The sequence below is a fragment of the Sphingomonas sp. BE138 genome (genome assembly GCF_031456125.1).
Taxonomy (GTDB): Bacteria; Pseudomonadota; Alphaproteobacteria; order Sphingomonadales; family Sphingomonadaceae; genus Sphingomonas.
Map to the genome: position 1 here is coordinate 1 of NZ_JAVDUC010000023.1, position 17947 is coordinate 17947.

Consider the following 17947-nt stretch of genomic DNA (forward strand, 5'->3'; position numbering starts at 1 on the left):
ATAGTGCGCTAGAGCACGGCTTCGGTCTCACGGAGCGTGCGCCAGAATAGACCTATAATCTCGCGCCGGGCCGACCATCATTGCAGGCCGCTACACCTATCGGCGTGCAAAAGGGACCCCCTTCGTCGAGCAGCGTAACGGGTATGACGGGCGCACTGTTCGTGCTGGTTGCGGCGTAGGGCGGGCATAGCCCGACCGGAGGCGCAACCAGCGCGAAGCGTTCTCTGCCGGTGCCTCAGGCTTCAGCTTCGATGTTTGAAGCGCCAGCTGTCGTTGCCGGTTTCGACGATGTCGCAATGGTGGGTAATGCGGTCGAGCAGCGCGGTGGTCATCTTGGGGTCGCCAAAGACGGTCGGCCACTCACCAAAGGCCAGGTTGGTGGTGACGATGAGCGAGGTCTTCTCGTAGAGCTTGCTGACGAGGTGGAAGAGTAGCTGGCCGCCCGAGCGTGCAAACGGCAGGTAGCCAAGCTCGTCGAGCACCACGAGATCGAGGCGCGAAAGCTGGGCCGCCAGCGTGCCGGCCTTGCCGAGGCGCGTTTCCTCCTCAAGCCGGTTCACCAGGTCCACTGTGTTGAAGTAGCGTCCGCGGGCGCCGGCTCGTACCACATTGGCAGTGATGGCGGTGGCGAGATGCGTCTTGCCGGTACCCGTTCCACCGACCAGCACGACGTTGCGTCGGCCCGGAAGAAACGAGCCGCTGTACAGCGAGCGCACCAGTCCCTCGTTGATGGGAGTGTCGCCGAAGACGAAGGCGTCGAGGTCCTTCACCGCGGGTAACCTGACGGCCGACATCCGGTAACGGACCGAGGCTGCATGGCGGTGCGTCGCCTCGGCACGCAGCAGGTCGGTCAGGACCTCCATGGTCGTGCGCTTGCGCTGGAGACCGGTAGTGACCGCCTCGTCGAAGGCGCCAGCCATGCCCTTCAGCCCCAACTCGGCCATGGCCGTCATCATCTCATGCCGCTGCATGGAGACCTCGCAGGCTGTCATAGCGGTTGCAGTCGGCACGGGGCGGATGGCGCAGCGCCAGATCTTCTGGCGTGACAATAGTCAGCGGTCGCGGCGGTTCGCGCCGGCGGGCCAGGATGTTGACGATGACGTCGTCGCTGGCGACGCCGGCCAGCAATGCTTCGCGCACGGCCACTTCCACCGCCTCCAGCCCGTCGTCGAGCACCGCTGCCAGCACCCGCACGAACCGCCGGTCGGCATCGTCGCCGGTGCCAAGCTTGCGCCGCAGTCGTGCCAGCGCAGGCGGCAACTCCCAGCCCTGGAACGGTGCGCCGTTGCGCAGGGCACCCGGCTTGGTCACCAGCGCCGGCAGATAGTGCCACGGGTCGTAGATGGTCCGGTCGCGGCCGAAGAACCGGGGATGGTCGGCGACGACTTCACCGTCGCAGCGCACGACGATGCGGTCGGCATAGGCGCGGACCTGGACGGCACGTCGCACCACCCTGGCAGAAACGGAATAGCGGTTGCGGTCGAAGCTGATGAGGCATGTGCCGCTTACCGCATGCTCGCTCTCGTGGAAGCCGTCGAAGGGTGCGACAACAGGCTGGAGCACCGCCCGTTCTGCTGCCCATGCCTGGGCGACTGTCAGCTCCTTCTGCTCGGGATGCTGGTGCAACTCTGCCCAGCGCCGACACTCCGCCTCCAGCCAGCCGTTCAACTCCTCGAGGCCGGTAAATCGCAGGCGCGGCTGGAAGAAGCGACCGCGTGCGGTCTGCACCTGGTTCTCGACCTGCCCCTTCTCCCAGCCCGACGCCGGCGAGCAGGCCGTCGGCTCGACCATGTAGTGGTTCGCCATCACCAGAAAGCGCCGGTTGAAGACCCGCTCCTTGCCGGTGAACACGCTCGTCACCGCCGTCTTCATGTTGTCGTAGATGCCGCGCGTCGGCACGCCTCCGAAGAAAGCAAACGCCCGCGCATGCGCGTCGAACAGCATCTCCTGTGTCTCGCGGGGATAGGCCCGCACATACATGGCACGCGACGCGCACAGCCGGACATGCGCGACCTTCACGCGCATCGGCTTGCCCGAGATCTCGACGTCCTCGTGGCTCCAGTCGAACTGGTAAGCCTCGCCCGGCCGGAACAGCAGCGGGATGAAGGCCGGCGCATTCATCACGTCGCGACGCTGCGCCTGCCGCCAGCGCGCCGCATAGCGGCGCACCGCCTCGTACGAGCCATCGAACCCCTCGCGTAGCAGCAGGTCGTGGATGCGCGTGAGGCGCAGCTTCTCGCGCCGCGGCCGTGCCTCATCTTCCTCCAGCAACGCATCCAGTCGCGTCTGAAACGGCCCCAGCTTCGGCAGCGGCTGCACCTCTCGCCGATAACCCATGTCCGCTTCCGGCGCCCGGATCGCCTTGCGCACCACCTTGCGCGACAGGTGCAGGTCCCGCGCTATCGCCTTGATGGCCTTCCCCGACGCGTGCTCGCGCCGGATCCTCAACACCGTCTCCAATACCAGCATCCGTAAGCGTCCGCTCTCCACCGTTGAGGGGGCGGTTGGTTGACGGTCGCCTCATGAGCGGTCTGTCAGTTGACGACAAAGCCGCCGAGAGCAACTGTCAAAACTGGGTGCTTGTCGGAAGCGAACACAGCTTCGCGGCCGGAGTGAAGCGAAGCAGATGCAGTTTCCCAGAGTTCCATAGGTAGTAGCTCATGCCGGCTCTTCTTGGGTTCTCGTTCGGCGATCCAACTACGATCAGCAGGCTGCTATCTGGGCGGTAGTTCAGAATCTCAAAGCTTTCTGCACCGGCATCGACCATCAATGCCGTGGCGTTCTCAAGCTCTGGTGGAAAGTAAACTTTCCCCGTTTTCGTGTCCGCAATCGCCACGCACACGGTCGCCGCACCGCAGCCGATGTGAACGATTGTATACCGACCAGCGAAAATCCGGGCCCCGCCGGACGGCTCCTCTTATAACAGTGCGATACATGTGAGCTTGGCCTTTCCGTACATCCGGGGAAGCCGGCTCGGCCCTATCACTCGGCGGTTTTACGGCGTAGGCGCTGAAGACTTGGTCAGAGAGCAACGCGCCGAAAGGGGCCGAGCAGCGAACCTCTGATCCGGGCGCCTGCGCTTCAGACATAACCGCGACAGCGAGCAACGTTAGGATCCACGGCCGCAACGTTGCCCCCTATCAGCTTGGACGAACATCATGTCGGCATGGTTCGACGTCCGCTAGAGGATTCGTGCTCGACGGACAGCAACCCGACAGCAAATCAGCGTGGACTGGCGTTTCACAACGCAGTCATCGCCCAATTCCACGGCAGCAGTTCGTCGAGCCTGTTGATCGGGTGACCCCGCCCGATCCGGTCGAGCACATCGGTCAGCCAGTGCTGCGGGTTGACCCCGTTCAGTTTGGCGGTTTCGAGCAGGCTGTACATGGCGGCCGCGCGCTCACCACCACAGTCGGCGCCGGCGAACATCCAGTTCTTTCTGCCCACCGCAATGCCGCGTAGCGCGTTCTCGGCCAGGTTGTTGTCGATCTCGAGCCGGCCGTCTCCGGTGTAGGCGAGCAGCGCCGGCTTGAGCCGGACCGCATAGCGGAGCGCCTCGGCCAGCGGCGTGCGCGCCGATACCTGGCCCAGCACGTCGTCGGCCCAGGCGAAGAAGTCGAGCGCGGTCAGCTTCGAGAGCTTGCGCGCCTTGCGGCGGTCGTCATGCGGGTCCTGCACGATGCCGCGCTCGACCTCGTACAGGCTTCGGATCATGCGCAGCCCCTCCGCCGCGACCGAGCTCGGGTCGGCCTGGAAGACGTCGTGGAGCTTGCGCCTGGCATGCGCCCAGCAAGCAACCGGCGTGATGGGGCCGGGCTTGCGGTCTGGGTCGTAGAGCCGCTCGAACCCGGCATAGGCATCGGCCTGAAGGAAGCCGCTGAACGCCTTCAGGTGCTCGCGCGAGCGCTCGCCCTTGCGGTCGGGACTATAGCGAAAGAGCGCAGCCGGCTTGTCGCCCAGCCGCCATCGTCGGTTGTCGCGCAGGTACACCCATAGCCGCCCCGTTGCGGTCTTGCCGGTGCCGGGCGCCAGCACCGGAACGGGCGTGTCGTCGGCGTGGAGCTTGGGGCTCGCCATCACATGGTCAGCGATACGGTCGACCAGCGGCTGGAGCAGCCAGCTGACCTGGCCCAGCCAGTCGGCGAGCGTCGAGCGGCTGAGCTCAACGCCCTCGCGGGCGTAGATCTGCGACTGACGGTAAAGCGGCAGGTGGTCGGCGAACTTGGACACGACCACATGCGCCAGCAGCCCCGGTCCGGCTCGCCCGCGCGGGACCGGCAGCGCCGGCGCCGGTGCCTGCGAGATCGCATCGCAGCGCGTGCAGGCGAGCTTGGGACGGACATGGCGCACGACCTGGAAGCGGGCGGGCACATATTCCAGCACCTTCGTCACGTCCTCGCCCAGCGCGGACATGGTGCCGCCGCAGGCGGTGCAACCGTCCGCTCCCGGCGCGGGGTGGATGACCTCCTGACGCGGCAGGTGCGCGGGCAGCGGTTCGCGTCGGGGCTTGCGGCCGGGTGCCTGGGGCGTGTCGGCCAACACATCGCCCTCGACCACGCAGGTGGCATGGGCGTGCTCGGCTTCCAGGTCCTCCAGCGTCAACTCCAGCTGGTCGGCCAGCAACGTCAGCCGCTCGGACGACTGGCCGAACTTCATGCGGCTCAACCGAGCGAGCTGCACCTTGAGCTTCTCGATCTGGAGCGTGGTCAGCCTGACCGCGTTCTTCGCCGCGTCGAGCTGCTCGCGGGTAGTTTGATGAACGGTACGCTCGGCTTTCAGCGCCTGTTCCGAGGCCACGAGCCGGGCCTGCATGGCGGCGAGCAGCGCCCGCACATCGTCAGGGTTTTCCGGTATGTCTATCCCGCCCGGCGACATGGTCCTGTGTACCAGACGGGCGACTCGCGCCCAAGCACAAACCACGGTTTTCTGCGGCTTTCCGGCCTACATCTGCACCAACAGGCGGGGTGCCGGAGGCGCCACGGTGCGGCGCCAGTCCATTGCCTCGACGAGCAGCGCGAACTGCGCCGGCGTCAGCACCACGCCGCCGTCGACCAGCGGCGGCCAGACGAAGCGATGCCGCTCCAGCCGCTTGGCGAACAGGCACAGGCCGGTGCCGTCCCAGTGCAGCGCCTTGAGGTAGTTGCCGCTCCGGCTGCGAAACAGGAAAACGTGACCGGCATAGGGCTCGACCGCGAACAGCGGCCGCACCAGCGCCGCCAGCCCGTCGAAGCCCAGGCGCATGCTGACCGGCTTGCTAGCGAGATAGACCTTGGTGCCGGGCGCTACTGATATCACGACGCTTCCCGCAACGCCCGCAGAACGCGGGCCAGCGCCTTCTCGTTGACGTAACTGTCGACCGACAGGCGAACGCCGCTTGCCAAGTCGATGTCGATGCCACCCGGGCGGCTGCCTGGATGCGGGCGGACCAAGTCGTCCGGGGCTGGCGTGACCTCGCGGGCAGGCGCGGCGGACTTGCGCTCGACCGGCGTTGCCAGGGCGAGCGCCACGACCGGTTCAGGCGGGGCAGCGTCCGCGACCACGCCATAGGGGATGAACTGCAACGGCTCGCTGGCGATGCGCTCCGCCTCGCGGCGCGTCTTGCGCCAGCCGTGGATGAGGCTGGCCGAGATACCCAGCCGGCGCGATACGCCAACCACCGTGGCGCCCAGCTCGTCGCACTGCTCCAGCACCGCCGCGCGCTCCTCGTCCGAATACTGTCTACGCCGCTCGACCCGGGTGATGACCTCCATGCGCCTCATCCGCACTCTCCTTACGGAGTGCGAAAGGACACTCCCGAGAGCTGATGGCCTCGCGCAGCTGTGCCGCGCAAGCAACACGCGTCAGGTCGGACGCTTACCAGCATCCCGATCTCGCCGCCTGACACACCGCCAAGCGAACAGCCTACACCACCGGGATGAGGGGTCCCTTTTCGACGCCGATCACCCCGCTACCGGGGTCCCTTTTCCACGCCGATCCACAGTTTGCGGACACGCTGGGTTGTCAGAGTTTAGCTTCAAGCGCGAGGGCTACCTACTCGGCCGAGACCTCGTTAGGCATCCCACAGCACGGCCCTTGCACGACGTTCGATTGAGGCTTTAAACCAAACGCTCGATCTCCGCTCGCCGTACCTGTGGGATGTCCGTATCGGAAGGCAGAAAGTGATTGAAAGGCCCAGTCTGGTTTGCGCCTGTCGCGGTCACAAGCGGCGTCGGTCGTCACGCGGTGATCGGTACGTCGCAGTGTGCAGACTGTTCGAGAGCAATCATCAGGGCGCGGAGCCCGAAGGGCTTGCTCAGGAATGTCGCAGCTGACGGCAGGTCGACTTCGTCACTACGGCGTCCGGAAGCTACAACGACGTTGATGGCAGGCCAGCGCTCAAGGACGATACGTGCCAGTGCTAGCCCGTCGGTACAACCTGGCATTCGTATGTCGGTAACGAGATGGCATATCGTGGCACCGCCTTCTAGCAGATCAAGTGCGTCCTTGGCGTTACCAGCTTCCAATGCGAGTTGGCCTAATGCCTCAAGCGCATCGACGATCTGCAGGCGGACCAGCGGATCGTCCTCCACCACGAGCGTTCGTCCTGTCATTTCATCGCCCCCCCCCTTGGACATGATGACCACCGAGATGCGGTCGAGAGGACCGAACAGCTGAGACCTAACTTGGTTCATTTTTTCGGCTGACGCGTTCCTATCTGGCCGGCCGATCGGTGTGGGCGTCGATGCTAGGCATCCGACAGGGCATCTCGCCGGGATTGATCGTTCGTACCCTCCTTCACGAGGTACCAGATGCCATCCACCAGACGGACACTCGTCTGCTGTGCCTCGGGTCCACGACGACGTGAAGGCCTCGCGCGGGTCTCAGGCGCAAAGGTCACATCTAGCTCGAAGCGCTTGATCAGGCGGTACAGCGTCGTTCGGCCGATCCTGAGTTGACGGGCGGCGTGGGTGAGGTTGCAGCCGTTATCGCGCAGTGCAACTATCACAGCGGCGCGCTGCGCAAAGGCGAGAGTGCCCTCCACCTGCCATTCGCTGATCGTCATACGTCCTCCGTTGACTGCGCGTCGGCGCTGATTGCGAATTATTCTTATTTGCGAAGTTTTCTGCTTCGAAGGTGCCGTCATAAGCTGGACGAAATTAACAGGGATCGAACCTTCTGTTATTGACGGATTAATTTTTCTGCTTCCTTGCTATGTGGTTGAGCTAGGCTGACGCACGTGGTGGACCAAGTGACCTCGGGTGATGGCAGAGCAGCGAGGCGGCAGCGCCGTGTTGTAGGAAAGGGAGCGCGAAATGGAACGCATCGGCGACGCCAGCACCGCCTGTTTCGGGGAGGGCGAGCATGAGCGAGTTGTGGAGTGAGCATGCGGTAGCGACGGTCGTAGGGCCTGACGGCTACCGGATGATCGTTGGGGAGGGCTCTCTCGACAGCGTTCTCGATGCAATCGTCGAGCGGAGGACCAGCTCACGAGATGTTCGTGTTTCACTGCCAAACCGGCGCCACGCTCCCACCAGCTTCTGTGAGGCCAACCTTGCTGAGCTTCTCAGGCAACGACGCATCCTGAAGGGTTAAAAGAGGCCGGCCGTACCGCCGTGGTTATCGGAGCGCCGGCTGAAGCCTGTTGCTGTTCGCATTTGCCGATCTGGTCTATATCGGGAGGCGGAGGGGCGCTTCCCCCACGCTGGGGAACTATGTCTATTTCGACCACCTTGCTGGAACGATTGCGCGACCTGACCATCGCGCGACCGCGCCCAAATCCCATGAGCTATGGGCTGACGGTTCTTGTCATCGCGATCGTCGCCTTCGTGCAAGCCGCGCTGTTCGGCTCGTCGGCGCCGTGGTTCCTCTACACGCCGGCGGTGCTGCTGCTGGCGCTGTTCCTCGGTCGTGGCCCTGGCATTCTCGCTACCCTCCTATCCGGCTTGGGCGCAGGCAATGTAGCGGCGCGCCCCGATCTGCCGTTCTTGCTCACCCCAGCGCATTGGGGTGCATCGATCATCTTCCTGCTGACGACGCTCGGGCTCGTCATGCTTGTACAAGCACTGCGTACCGCCCTGCTCGATACCGATCGCCTACGTGAAGAGCGCGAAAAGGCGCTGGTAGTGACAGCAGAACGTGAGGCCTTCCTGTCGGGCGTCCTCTCCAGTTCGACCGACTGCATCAAGGTGCTCGACCTCGACGGGCGGCTGACTTTCATGAGCGAGGGCGGTCAGCGCGTCATGGAGATAAGCGATTTCAACGCCGTCGCCGGCTGCCCGTGGCCCGACTTCTGGCGCGATGCCGGGAACGCGGAGGCGCGGGAGGCGGTAGAGGCGGCTCGAAACGGGGAGGCCCGTCGCTTCATCGGCAAAGCCGACACCTTCAGGGGCACACCCAAATGGTGGCACGTCGCCGTCAGCCCGATAACGGGGCCGAACGGCCGCCCCGATCGTATTCTGTCGGTATCACGCGACATCACCGAGCTTCGCGCCAGCGAGGAGGAGCGCGACCGCTTCGTGCGCCTGGCAGAGAACAGCACCGACTTCGTCGGCATGGCCCGAACTGACGGTGGTGTCTTCTATATGAATGACGCGGCTCGCGATCTCGTCGGGCTGGACGATGCCGATATCACCAAGCTCAGCATCGCCGACTTCTTCCCGCCAGATCAGGTCGATACCGTCATGAAGGAGGCTCTGCCCGCGGTCACGCGTGACGGTCATTGGGTAGGCGAGCTGGATTTCCGTCATTTTGGCACCGGCGAGCTGATCCCGGTCCTCTACTCCGTATTTCCGATCACCGATGCGAACGGCGCGCTGATCGGCTATGGCACCGTCACCCGCGACTTCCGGGATCGCAAACGCGCCGACAACGACATGCGCCTGATGAACGGCGAACTGGCGCATCGCCTCAAGAACGTGTTGGCGGTGGTTCAGTCCGTCGCTCAGCAGACGTTGCGCTCTGCCCCCGACAAGGAGACAGCCAGCCACGATCTCGGCGCACGTCTGGTGGCGCTTGGCGCTGCGACTGACGTGCTGACCGGCAGCTCGTGGCGCTCGGCTGACCTGCGAGAAGTGGCGACGCGCGCGCTGGCGCCACACGGCGCGATCGGCGAGCGCATCCAGTTGGACGGCCCCGCCATCACCCTCAAGCCGGAGGTGACGGTCGCCTTCGCGCTGGCACTTCACGAGCTAGCGACCAACGCCGCCAAATACGGTGCGCTGTCGAATCACACCGGCACGGTGATGCTCGAATGGAACATGGCAGGCAGGGGCAAGGACGCCGTTTTGTCCATAAGCTGGCGCGAGCAGGGAGGTCCGCCTGTTGCCCCTCCTCAACGCAAGGGTTTCGGCTCCACCCTGATCGAGCGCTCGCTTCGCTCTTATTTCAGGGGCAAAACGGAAACCCACTTTAGGCCGGAGGGTTTCGTTTTCGAACTGGAGGCGCGGCTGGGCGATGCCGCGATAACGGACGAGTAGAAGGCGTGGGACAGAGCAAACCGATCGGCAGTAAAACCGTCCTCATAGTGGAGGCTGAAGCGCTGGTGCGCTTCGATGCAGTGGCGTTCTTCGAGGAGCGTGGCTGGCGCGTGTATGAGGCAGAGGACGCCGATCAGGCTATAGAGGTGCTGGACGAGCGCGGCGACATTCGCGTGGTGATGATCGACGCGACCGTGAGCGGTCGTATGGATGGCCTGAAGCTCGCTCATTTTGTTCGCGAGCGTATCCCGCCGACGCTGCTGTTTATAGTATCCGGGCAGGCCCCGGTGCCGCAGGAAGCGTTGCCGCAGCGAGCGACGTTCCTACCCAAGCCGTTCGATCTGCACCGCGTACTGCGCCAGATCGAACAAAGCCCAGTTACGCCGTGATCGGCGAATAGGCACTCGAAGAACTAGGGTTTGCCTGCATCCGCATAGGCTCCAATCGTTCTTCGCGGAAACGAACGGCCCGCAAGACGGCTGGCGACGTTCTCGTTGGGATGGAGTTTCGGGAATTTTTGGGTGCAAACGGTTATGCTTGATGCTCAACCAACCGCTCGCATCGCACGCAAGCTAGTGCGTTGAATGCGATGGTGATTTGGCGAATGTCTCGGCGGTCATCTTGATCTGGCGGTCCAGCACGCCCTCAATCACACCGTCCTGCCCAACGCATCGAATGCTTTGCCGGGCCAGTACGCTGAGGATTTTCTTGATGCTGCCGCGCCGCGGGCTGGTCGTCGCCTCGCCATTCTCCAGTCTGCGAATGGTAGAGCGGGACACTCCCGCCATCTCTGCAAGTTTCTCCGCAGGCCAATCCAGAAGCGCGCGCGGCGCGCAGCGCACCGGGCGTGATCTCCTCGAACTGATCGGCCCGGGCTGGTCGCAGATCGACCTCGCTTCGCGCCATGCGCGCAGAGCCGGCGATCGACAGGATGACCCCGAACCACTTTAAGACGCTGCCGTCCGCGCCCAGCATCGGCACGCCCCGAGCATTGAACCAGCGGTAGATGCCATCGGCACACCGCAATCGATAATCGGTGTTGTAGTGTGACTGATGGGTGACCGCCGTTTCCCAAGCTGCGCGGACGCGATCGACATCATTTGGATGGATCGCCGACATCCAGCCATCCCCTGCGACTTAAGCTTCGTTCTGGCCCGTCAGGGCGACCCATTCAGGGATATCAAGCACATAGCCGTCGGCGTCGACGACCCACACTGCTGGAGGCTGCGACACGATAGTGTGACCAGCGTACGCCAAGCGTGAACGATTGGCGAACACGAGGCTGCGTCATGCACCGAGCAACGATGCGGGTGTGCGCAGGGCCCTGAGCTGGCCGACCGGAGGGCGGTCGTCGGTGTTCCATCGATAGTGACCGGTGAGCGAGATATGCTCCCACCCGAGCGGTGCAATGTGGCGGGCGATTTCAGACGGCACGGCCATGCCGGCGATGGAAGCGACGTTCTCGAACTCGTCGGGGGGAGCATCGATGATCTCCGCTCCCGCCTGGGAAAGCGGGAAAGCTGCATGAAGCGCTGGCCTGGCTCCGCTGCTGGACCGCTGGATCGGCGACTGCTCTGCGGGCATGCGACAGCGGATCGCCATCGCTGCGGCGTTCGCGGGGGGCCATTCCCTTGTTATCCTCGATGAGCCGTTCAACTGGCTCGATCCCGTCGCGATCCTCGACCGGCGCGTTCTGCGCGACATAGTCTATGCTGGCTGACGCTAATCATCGCCCTCCATGACTTGGGCACGCTGGCCTCGGCGTGTGACGCCGGCCTCATGCTCGCCAATGGCAAGTTCGCACTGGTGCTAGTGGATTGATCGGGACGGAGGAGTCCTGGTGGAGGTTCCGCGTGTGGCGTTGGCGTGCGATGGTGCGGGATGCGCAGCGGGATCAGCATCGTCGTCACGGCGTCGGACAGGTCACGGCTCGAGGGGATCGTGGCAGCGACGGGTAAGTCGAAGCCTGCGTGTGGCGCTGGCAGGAGCGGTTCATGGCCGAAGGCGTCAATGACCTGCTACGCGACAAAACCCGACCGCCGGGGATCGCACCGCTGGCGACATCGCTGGTCGACAAGGTGGTGGCGCTGACGCCGGAGCGGCCTGACCACGAGGCGACACACTGGACGGTGCGCGCCATGGCCAAAGCCGGTCGGTATCGCGGCGTCCTCGGTGGTGAAGATCTGGCACGACCATGGCCTGGCGCCGCACCGCTGGCGCAGCTTCAAGCTCTCCAACGACAAGGCATTCGCCGAGAAGCTGCACGATGTGGTAGCCCTCTACGTCTCGCCGCCTGCCCAGGCCATCGCGCTGTCAGTGGACGAGAAGAGCCAGATCCAGGCGCTCGATCGCACGGATATAATGAGGAAGTCCTTCAAAACGGGTTCATCCAACATCACGTCAAGATGTGTCTTCTGCCATGAAGTGCGTCACGATAAATCTGGTCGATCCGGCAAGCTTGTATCGTCTGGCATATATTCGACCTTCCAAGCCTGGAAGCGGTCCAGAACGGCATGGAGTTGCGACGCGAGGAGGCATAGTTCCTCTACATCGAGCGCCAGACATTCCCAGAAGGCTAGTTCCCTTGCATTTTCCATTCTGTGTTACTTAAAAGCTGGACCAATCTTCCTGGACAACGGTTCGCAAGGCGGCTACGGCGCGAACTGGCTTCTCCATGCACTGCTGCGATGTGGTGGAGGATTCCTTCTCGCTGCCGCGCAGCCTGGATACGTTGGGTGACGTGATTTGATCATCGCTGCCGTCTGGTAGCTTGAAGCGCTTCACCTCACGGCTTAGCTGCTCCGCCTCCGACGCGAGCGTACGTGTTGCCGCAGTCGCTTCCTCCACCATGGCGGCATTCTGCTGCGTCACACCGTCCATCTCGGAGATGGCGGTATTAACTTGCTGGAGGCCGATCGCCTGCTGCTCGGCAGACGAGGCGATGGTCGCCACAATCGAGTTGATTTCGTCTACACGTCCGATGATACCGTGTAGTGCTGTGCCGGTCGCACTTACCAGCTCGACGCCGGCGGCTACCTGCTCGGTGGAGGCATTGATCCGCGCCTTCACGTCCTTGGCTGCATCCGCGGAGCGCTGCGCCAGGGCGCGAACCTCCGATGCAACAACCGCGAAGCCTTTTCCTGCATCTCCGGCCCTGGCGGCCTCAACGCCCGCGTTCAACGCCAGTAAGTTGGTTTGGAAGGCAATGCCATCGATAACCGTGATGATCTCGGAGATCTCGGAGGATGTGCGCTCAATGCCCTCCATCGCGGCAACGGCACGCTGCACCACTTCACCCGACGCCTCCGCTTCGCTTTGCGCCTGGGCAACAAGGGCATTGGCGTGGGTTGCGCCTTCTGCCGTCTGTTTTACGGTCGAGGTGATTTCTTCCATCGCCGCGGCTGTTTCCTCCAACGCAGCAGCCTGCTGCTCGGTGCGGCGCGAGAGATCGTCCGACGCTTGGCGAATGTCACTGGCACCGTTGTTTATGTCGCCAGCTACGGTCGACACCGTCGATAGGGTCATCGCGACTGCATCCATCGCTGCGTTGAAATCGCGACGCAACGTCTCGAAATGCGCTGCAAGTGGCACTTCCAGACGGGTTGTCAGATCACCGCCTGCCAGCCGGCTGAGGCCCGACCCGAGCTCGCTTACCATCGCTTCGGCTTCGGTGCCTGCTTGCCGGATCGTGGTCGCGTTTTCCCGAAATACTCCCATCGCGCGCGCCATTCGGCCGACGCAATCTCCATGGTCGGAAAAAAGGATGGGGCTGTCGAGATCGCCGGCAGTCAGTGCCTCCATGCGGAGCACGCTGGTGACATAGGGATCGCTGATCAGCTTGCCGCTGAACCAGGTAATGAAAACCGGCAACACCGCAATGCCAACCCCAACCAGCATGAGAGCCGAGGTTTGCTCCTGTGCGATACGGCCACCGGCGTAGACTGCGCCGATATGCAGCGTGGCCACGATAGCCTGGAACACCACCAAGGCACGAAATTTTATCCGTATAGGGGCATTGTTTCTGAACCAGCGTACCATCCGCCGAACTCCTCGATTCGGCTGGTATTATCAGCGCAGGTCATTAAGATGGCGTTAGCGAATGCTGCCATTTTAGTAGTCACCGAGATCGCCGAACCGTCAAAGGCGCATCGCAGAGGCGAGGCTGTCGCAGAAAGGCGAAAAAGCTGAGGGGTAAAACATGATGATTCCAGCTAAAATCAAGCAACAGCATGTCAAAACTCTTGCTACCGCTATCGCGCTGCGCGAGGCTGTGCGAAATGGCTCGGACTCAATCGAAATCTTGAATATGCGGCTGCGCTTCTCAGCCGCATGTCGCGAGACGCTTACTTCTTTCCAGGCCGCAATAAATTGTGTTAGCTCAGTTAAATGCCATGATTTACCGCGGCTTTCTTATATAAGTGAATGTGACAGGGAGATGCGAAGAGCATATTCGGAGCACCTAGCCCGCTGGACTCCTTCCGCGATGGGGAGTGACGCCCGAGGTTATATGCTGGATGTATGCCAGCTGGTTGCCCGGATCGAACCTCATATCAGGCTGCTTGAAAGTGAGCTCTATGAGCCAGCCTTGCGAATTGGATTGATTTTAGATCAGTAACCAAGACGAAAACCTTCAATCTAGTCAGGTGTGCATGGCCTCACCGCCATGATAGGTTCTTGCTTTAAACCACTGTAGGTTGGACTTTGCGCGTGCTGTTGACCCTTAGTGACTATCACAAACGCATATCGCTGGGTCTTGAAAACGTTCATCGGTTGTGTGCGGAGCCATTACCAGATCGTGATAGTATCACTAGCGCTCGGGTCGCATTAAACCATATCAGCTTGGAGAGAAGTAGGTTTATCAATCTTGTCGTTATACCACGCATGCTTTTAGGCGCAGGTTACAATGCGACTCGCAACATACTGATCCTGCAACGTTCCTTCGCGCAAAACCGCACGCGGTCGGAGCAGCATATAGCTCGCTGGGCAGATGAGACAATCGCAGGCGATTGGCCAGGATATCAACGAGATTTTCAGCTCATTGATGACATGATGAAGGCTCGAATGCATGACGAACGGCGATTAGTGGAAAGATATCTCAAGCATGTGCGAATCTAAGTTGTTGGCATCTAAGTCCCTGCCGCGTCCGTTTGGGCTTGGAGCTCGACCAAAAACCTGGGACGTTAGATCTTAGTAGGCGTCGTGGACAAAGAGTTGCCACAGCTTTACTGAGGCAAGGGTAACGAAGCCGAGGTAGGACACTGCCATTTTGTCGTAACGGGTGGCAACACGCCGCCAGTTCTTGAGCTTGCTGAACAGGCGCTCGATGAGGTTGCGCCAGCGGTACTTCGCCCGATCGTGCGGGATCGGTGTGCGACGGTTGCTCTTGCCGGGGATCACCGCCTCGACATCGGCCTTGGCGAGTGTGTCGCATCGGAGGAGCCAATCGCGTAGTAGCCGGTTCTTTACCGATGGGAAAGTCAGACGCGCCAATTTCGCTCGTGGTTGACGACGACGCGATGATCCTCATGGATGCATGCGCGATCCTCAAGGATGCCGGGTTCCGGTGTCTCGAAGCCGAAGATGGCAACAAGGCTGTCGCGATGCTCGACGAACATGGCGCGCACATCACGCTCCTGTTTTCCGATGTCGAGATGGCCGGTGGGATCGACGGGTTCGAGCTTGCTCGCCGCGCGGCCGAACGCTGGCCGGAGATCGAGATGGTGATCGCGAGCGGGCGGGCACATCCGAAAGACGACGACCTGTCGGCGCACGCCACGTTCATCGCCAAACCACAGGCGCGGCGCGCTCGCGCGCCAGGTGCAGCTCGGCGCCCGGCCGGAGATCCTGCTCGCTGAGAATGACCAGAACCTCGTCCGCCGGCGCGCACTGGTCGTGCGCGCCGAAGGCGATTTTCAGGCGGCCGCCAATGCTTTGTCGCTCTACTACCGCGACGAGGCAGGCAATCGCGTGCTGGTGGGTACAGAACGTCTGCCGGCCGATGCTTCGGCGCTGGCCGGGGTAGCGGCCGCGGCACAGGCCGAGTTTGCGCAAGCCCGTCCCGACCTCCAGGTCCTGCTCGCCCGTATTGACCAAGGTGCCGCGCGTCTGGCTTTGGCTGAAAACGACCTCCGTCCTCGGCTCGACCTACGCGGAGAGGTTGGCAAGGATCTGGGTGACCAGGGGCTAGGGGGGCGCTCGCGTACGCCGCTCGAGGGCATTGTCGGCTTCCGCTTCTCGCTTCCGCTCCAGAACCGCGCCGCCAAAGGCCGCATCGCCGAGGCTCGTGCCGAGATCGACGCGTTGGAAGCGCGCAGCCGGTTCCTTCGGGATCAGATCGCGACGGAGGTGGAGGTTATCAACATCGGCGTCGGCGCAGCAGAGCGTCTCGCCGGGATCGCGGAGCAGGAGCGGCAGCTGGCTGAGCGATTGGCTGCAGCCGAGCGGCGACGGTTCGAGCTCGGCTCCAGCGACTTTTTCTTGGTCAATCAGCGGGAGGAAACCGCAACCGACGCACGTGTGCGGCTTGTAGACGCTCAGGCCCGGATCGCGGCTGCTCGCGCCGAATTGGCCGCCGCGACCGCCGACCGCACAGCTCTGGGGCTCCAGCCTTAAGCGGAGGTGCCCGGAGGCAAGAGGCGCTGCATGGTCTGGGCCGGAAGCTGAACAGTCAATCGGACTGTTCAGATTCTGACGAACGACAGGCGCCAGTCCGTTCTCGGCTCCGCAGATCCCCAAATCATGACTTAGCTAGAGGCTCATCTGAGTATACTCAAGTACGCCAAGCAGGAGTGACGAGTAGGTGGCAGGCAGCGAGGTGAAGGCGGCGCGGGTGTATCTGCGGGTGAGCACGAACGAGCAGGACTTGACGCGACAGGAAAGCATCGTGGCCGGCGCGCGGGCGGCAGGCTTCTACGTTGCTGCGGTCTACCGGGAAAAGGCGTCAGGCGCGCGGCCAGACCGGCCGGAGTTGCTGCGCATGGTGGCGGACCTTCAGCCCGGCGAGGTGGTAGTGGCCGAGAAGATCGACCGCATCAGCCGTCTGCCGCTGCCGGAAGCCGAACTGTTGGTGGCGACGATCCGGGGCAAGGGCGCGCGCCTCGCGGTGCCGGGCATCGTGGACCTGTCTGACCTGGTAGCCGACAGCGCTGGCGTGGCGCGCATCGTGCTTGAAGCAGTGCAGGACATGCTGTTGCGCGTCGCGCTGCAGACGGCGCGTGACGACTACGAGACGCGGCGCGAGCGGCAGCGCGAGGGCATCGAAATCGCGAAAAGGGCAGGGCGGTACACTGGTCGCAAGCCGGATCTCGCCCACCATCGACGCATCGTAGGTCTGCGGGAGGCGGGTATGAGCATCGCGAAAACTGCGGAACTCGCCGGATGCAGCATTGCTCACGTCAAACGCGTGACCGCACTCCATCGCTCGAGGACGACTAAGCTCGAGCAGGGCGGCTGAGTTTCATACATGTCCCATCTGCCGATGGTGTTGATTTAAGTGCATCGCTCATCGGGCAAGTCGCTAGGTGTTTGATCCCAGGGTTTGATGGTGCGATCCTTTCGTTGGAATGGAAGGAAGCTGTATGGGACAGGTACGTCACGGGAGCGCCACGACCACGCACGCCGTCCGAGCAGCAATACAGTGATCGCAAGCTTCGCTCGCGACGCTGAGCCGTGAGCTGGGGATCAACCCGAAGACCGTCGCGAAGTGGCGGAAACGGGCGACGGTCGATGATTTGAAGACCGGGGCGAAGGCCCCTCATTCAACGACCCTGACCGAGGCCGAGGAGGCAATGGTTGTGGCGTTCCGACGCCACACACTGCTGCCGCTCGACCGCCTCTACGCCCTGCAACCATCGATCCCGCATCTGACGCGCTCAGCGCTGGCAGCGATCTCCCGCAACCGCGACCGCAGGTCGCCATCATCACTACGCCGGGGCGCGTAGCGCACCGACGTCCTGTCCACGCCGAAGATGGTACAGGCCCGACGCTCGCTGATGCCGAACAGCTGCCGAGCATGCTCAACAGCCTTCCGCTGAGCGGCGGGCTTCACTAGTTTTTTCCCGCCACCTCCTTCAACACGGCATTGTCGAGCATGGCGTCCGCCAGCAGCCGTTTGAGCCGGCCGTTCTCCTCCTCCAATACCTTCAGCTTGCGCGCCTGCGCCACGTCCATGCCGCCGTACTTGGCCTTCCACGCGTACAACGTCGCGCTGCTGATCCCATGCTTGCGATACACATCGGCGGTCTTCATCCCACCCTACTGCTCGCGCAACACCGCGATGATCTGCTCCTCGCTGAACCTGCTCTTCTTCACGTCCGTCTCCCCACGAAGGCGGACTCTAGCTCAAACTGGCGGAGTTTCAGGGGAGCACGTCATGAATTGCGAATCCGGCGCCACTGATCCGGTAGGATAACTGAAGCACGGCGTTCTGATAGCGCTTGTGGCGGGATGCGCGGCCTCAACCTTCCTGTGGCGCTTTCCCGGATTGTCCAGGT

General features: G+C 62.9%; 18 protein-coding genes and 4 pseudogenes. 8 read left to right on the plus strand and 14 right to left on the minus strand.

Features of this window, described 5'->3' with window-relative positions; all coding sequences use genetic code 11:
- Positions 1–242 precede the first annotated feature (242 nt).
- The 8 genes from istB to J2Y58_RS18200 form a co-directional block, all read right to left on the minus strand.
- Entirely contained in the window at positions 243–971 is a 729-nt protein-coding gene (istB, locus tag J2Y58_RS18165; RefSeq protein WP_310106352.1) for an IS21-like element helper ATPase IstB, read from the minus strand.
- Positions 958–2469, minus strand: coding sequence for an IS21 family transposase (gene istA / locus J2Y58_RS18170; RefSeq protein WP_310106354.1), 1512 nt, complete (start codon positions 2467–2469; stop codon positions 958–960). The genes istB and istA overlap by 14 nt, the downstream gene beginning before the upstream one ends.
- A 97-nt stretch (positions 2470–2566) precedes the next feature.
- A complete protein-coding gene (locus J2Y58_RS18175) occupies positions 2567–2836 on the minus strand; it encodes a hypothetical protein (protein ID WP_310106358.1) in 270 nt (89 codons plus the stop codon).
- Positions 2837–3240: 404 nt separating this feature from the next.
- The gene (gene tnpC / locus J2Y58_RS18180; RefSeq protein ID WP_310106361.1) at positions 3241–4875 is read right to left on the minus strand and encodes an IS66 family transposase; all 1635 of its coding nucleotides are present in this window, start codon (positions 4873–4875) and stop codon (positions 3241–3243) included.
- A 66-nt stretch (positions 4876–4941) separates the two neighbouring features.
- Positions 4942–5295 (minus strand): IS66 family insertion sequence element accessory protein TnpB, encoded by a 354-nt coding sequence (gene tnpB, locus J2Y58_RS18185; RefSeq protein ID WP_310106364.1) that lies wholly within the window; start codon positions 5293–5295, stop codon positions 4942–4944.
- Positions 5292–5750, minus strand: a complete 459-nt coding sequence (gene tnpA / locus J2Y58_RS18190; RefSeq protein ID WP_310106366.1) for an IS66-like element accessory protein TnpA — start codon at positions 5748–5750, stop codon at positions 5292–5294. The genes tnpB and tnpA overlap by 4 nt, the downstream gene beginning before the upstream one ends.
- A 465-nt stretch (positions 5751–6215) precedes the next feature.
- The gene (locus J2Y58_RS18195; RefSeq protein WP_310106369.1) at positions 6216–6671 is read right to left on the minus strand and encodes a response regulator; all 456 of its coding nucleotides are present in this window, start codon (positions 6669–6671) and stop codon (positions 6216–6218) included.
- Between the two features lie 53 nt (positions 6672–6724).
- Positions 6725–7042: a helix-turn-helix domain-containing protein gene (locus tag J2Y58_RS18200; RefSeq protein ID WP_310106371.1), complete on the minus strand. Its 318-nt coding sequence runs from the start codon at positions 7040–7042 to the stop codon at positions 6725–6727.
- Positions 7043–7691: 649 nt separating this feature from the next.
- Between J2Y58_RS18200 and J2Y58_RS18205 the strand changes: the two genes are divergently transcribed.
- Together J2Y58_RS18205 and J2Y58_RS18210 are read left to right on the plus strand one after the other, a co-directional pair.
- Complete coding sequence (locus tag J2Y58_RS18205) at positions 7692–9455, plus strand: PAS domain-containing protein (RefSeq protein WP_310106373.1); 1764 nt, start codon at positions 7692–7694, stop codon at positions 9453–9455.
- 5 nt (positions 9456–9460) lie between these two features.
- Positions 9461–9844 carry a response regulator gene (locus J2Y58_RS18210; RefSeq protein WP_310106375.1) on the plus strand — a complete coding sequence of 128 codons (384 nt, stop codon included), beginning with the start codon at positions 9461–9463 and terminating at the stop codon, positions 9842–9844.
- 183 nt (positions 9845–10027) lie between these two features.
- Here the strand turns inward: J2Y58_RS18210 and J2Y58_RS21000 are convergent, their stop codons facing one another.
- From J2Y58_RS21000 to J2Y58_RS18220, 3 genes and pseudogenes are all read right to left on the minus strand, one after another.
- Positions 10028–10369 (minus strand): helix-turn-helix domain-containing protein, encoded by a 342-nt coding sequence (locus J2Y58_RS21000; protein ID WP_405053135.1) that lies wholly within the window; start codon positions 10367–10369, stop codon positions 10028–10030.
- A gap of 28 nt (positions 10370–10397) precedes the next feature.
- Positions 10398–10574 (minus strand): annotated as a pseudogene (locus J2Y58_RS21005) (PAS domain-containing protein); the annotation flags it as partial.
- Between the two features lie 168 nt (positions 10575–10742).
- A complete protein-coding gene (locus J2Y58_RS18220; protein WP_310106420.1) occupies positions 10743–11039 on the minus strand; it encodes a hypothetical protein in 297 nt (98 codons plus the stop codon).
- Between J2Y58_RS18220 and J2Y58_RS18225 the strand changes: the two genes are divergently transcribed.
- Both J2Y58_RS18225 and J2Y58_RS18230 read left to right on the plus strand, forming a co-directional pair.
- The gene (locus tag J2Y58_RS18225; RefSeq protein ID WP_310106379.1) at positions 11038–11175 is read left to right on the plus strand and encodes a hypothetical protein; all 138 of its coding nucleotides are present in this window, start codon (positions 11038–11040) and stop codon (positions 11173–11175) included. The genes J2Y58_RS18220 and J2Y58_RS18225 overlap by 2 nt on opposite strands.
- Positions 11176–11336: 161 nt before the next feature.
- Positions 11337–11810, plus strand: a pseudogene (locus J2Y58_RS18230) (IS630 family transposase); the annotation flags it as partial.
- A gap of 252 nt (positions 11811–12062) precedes the next feature.
- Here J2Y58_RS18230 and J2Y58_RS18235 read toward each other — a convergent pair.
- Entirely contained in the window at positions 12063–13493 is a 1431-nt protein-coding gene (locus J2Y58_RS18235) for a methyl-accepting chemotaxis protein (RefSeq protein WP_310106381.1), read from the minus strand.
- 1149 nt (positions 13494–14642) lie between these two features.
- Positions 14643–14945 (minus strand): transposase, encoded by a 303-nt coding sequence (locus J2Y58_RS18240; protein ID WP_310106384.1) that lies wholly within the window; start codon positions 14943–14945, stop codon positions 14643–14645.
- An 8-nt stretch (positions 14946–14953) separates the two neighbouring features.
- On the opposite strand from J2Y58_RS18240, the gene J2Y58_RS18245 reads away from it, so the two are divergent.
- The 4 genes and pseudogenes from J2Y58_RS18245 to J2Y58_RS18260 form a co-directional block, all read left to right on the plus strand.
- Positions 14954–15310: a response regulator gene (locus J2Y58_RS18245; protein WP_310106388.1), complete on the plus strand. Its 357-nt coding sequence runs from the start codon at positions 14954–14956 to the stop codon at positions 15308–15310.
- Positions 15273–16067: a TolC family protein gene (locus J2Y58_RS18250; RefSeq protein ID WP_310106391.1), complete on the plus strand. Its 795-nt coding sequence runs from the start codon at positions 15273–15275 to the stop codon at positions 16065–16067. The genes J2Y58_RS18245 and J2Y58_RS18250 overlap by 38 nt, the downstream gene beginning before the upstream one ends.
- A 202-nt stretch (positions 16068–16269) precedes the next feature.
- On the plus strand, positions 16270–16908 hold the full coding sequence (locus tag J2Y58_RS18255; protein WP_310106416.1) for a recombinase family protein: 639 nt from the start codon (positions 16270–16272) through the stop codon (positions 16906–16908).
- 124 nt (positions 16909–17032) lie between these two features.
- Positions 17033–17335, plus strand: a pseudogene (locus tag J2Y58_RS18260) (IS481 family transposase); the annotation flags it as partial.
- On the opposite strand, the pseudogene J2Y58_RS18265 reads toward J2Y58_RS18260, so the two are convergent.
- Positions 17323–17765 (minus strand): annotated as a pseudogene (locus tag J2Y58_RS18265) (transposase); the annotation flags it as partial. The pseudogenes J2Y58_RS18260 and J2Y58_RS18265 sit on opposite strands and share 13 nt — an antisense overlap.
- Positions 17766–17947 lie beyond the last annotated feature (182 nt).

Coding starts and splice junctions, on each gene's coding strand:
- istB (WP_310106352.1), bottom strand. CDS start 971: ATGCAGCGGCATGAGATGATGACGGCCATGGCCGAGTTGGGGCTGAAG.
- istA (WP_310106354.1), bottom strand. CDS start 2,469: ATGCTGGTATTGGAGACGGTGTTGAGGATCCGGCGCGAGCACGCGTCG.
- tnpC (WP_310106361.1), bottom strand. CDS start 4,875: ATGTCGCCGGGCGGGATAGACATACCGGAAAACCCTGACGATGTGCGG.
- tnpA (WP_310106366.1), bottom strand. CDS start 5,750: ATGGAGGTCATCACCCGGGTCGAGCGGCGTAGACAGTATTCGGACGAG.
- J2Y58_RS18195 (WP_310106369.1), bottom strand. CDS start 6,671: ATGAACCAAGTTAGGTCTCAGCTGTTCGGTCCTCTCGACCGCATCTCG.
- J2Y58_RS18200 (WP_310106371.1), bottom strand. CDS start 7,042: ATGACGATCAGCGAATGGCAGGTGGAGGGCACTCTCGCCTTTGCGCAG.
- J2Y58_RS18205 (WP_310106373.1), top strand. CDS start 7,692: ATGTCTATTTCGACCACCTTGCTGGAACGATTGCGCGACCTGACCATC.
- J2Y58_RS18225 (WP_310106379.1), top strand. CDS start 11,038: ATGCGACAGCGGATCGCCATCGCTGCGGCGTTCGCGGGGGGCCATTCC.
- J2Y58_RS18220 (WP_310106420.1), bottom strand. CDS start 11,039: ATGCCCGCAGAGCAGTCGCCGATCCAGCGGTCCAGCAGCGGAGCCAGG.
- J2Y58_RS18235 (WP_310106381.1), bottom strand. CDS start 13,493: ATGGTACGCTGGTTCAGAAACAATGCCCCTATACGGATAAAATTTCGT.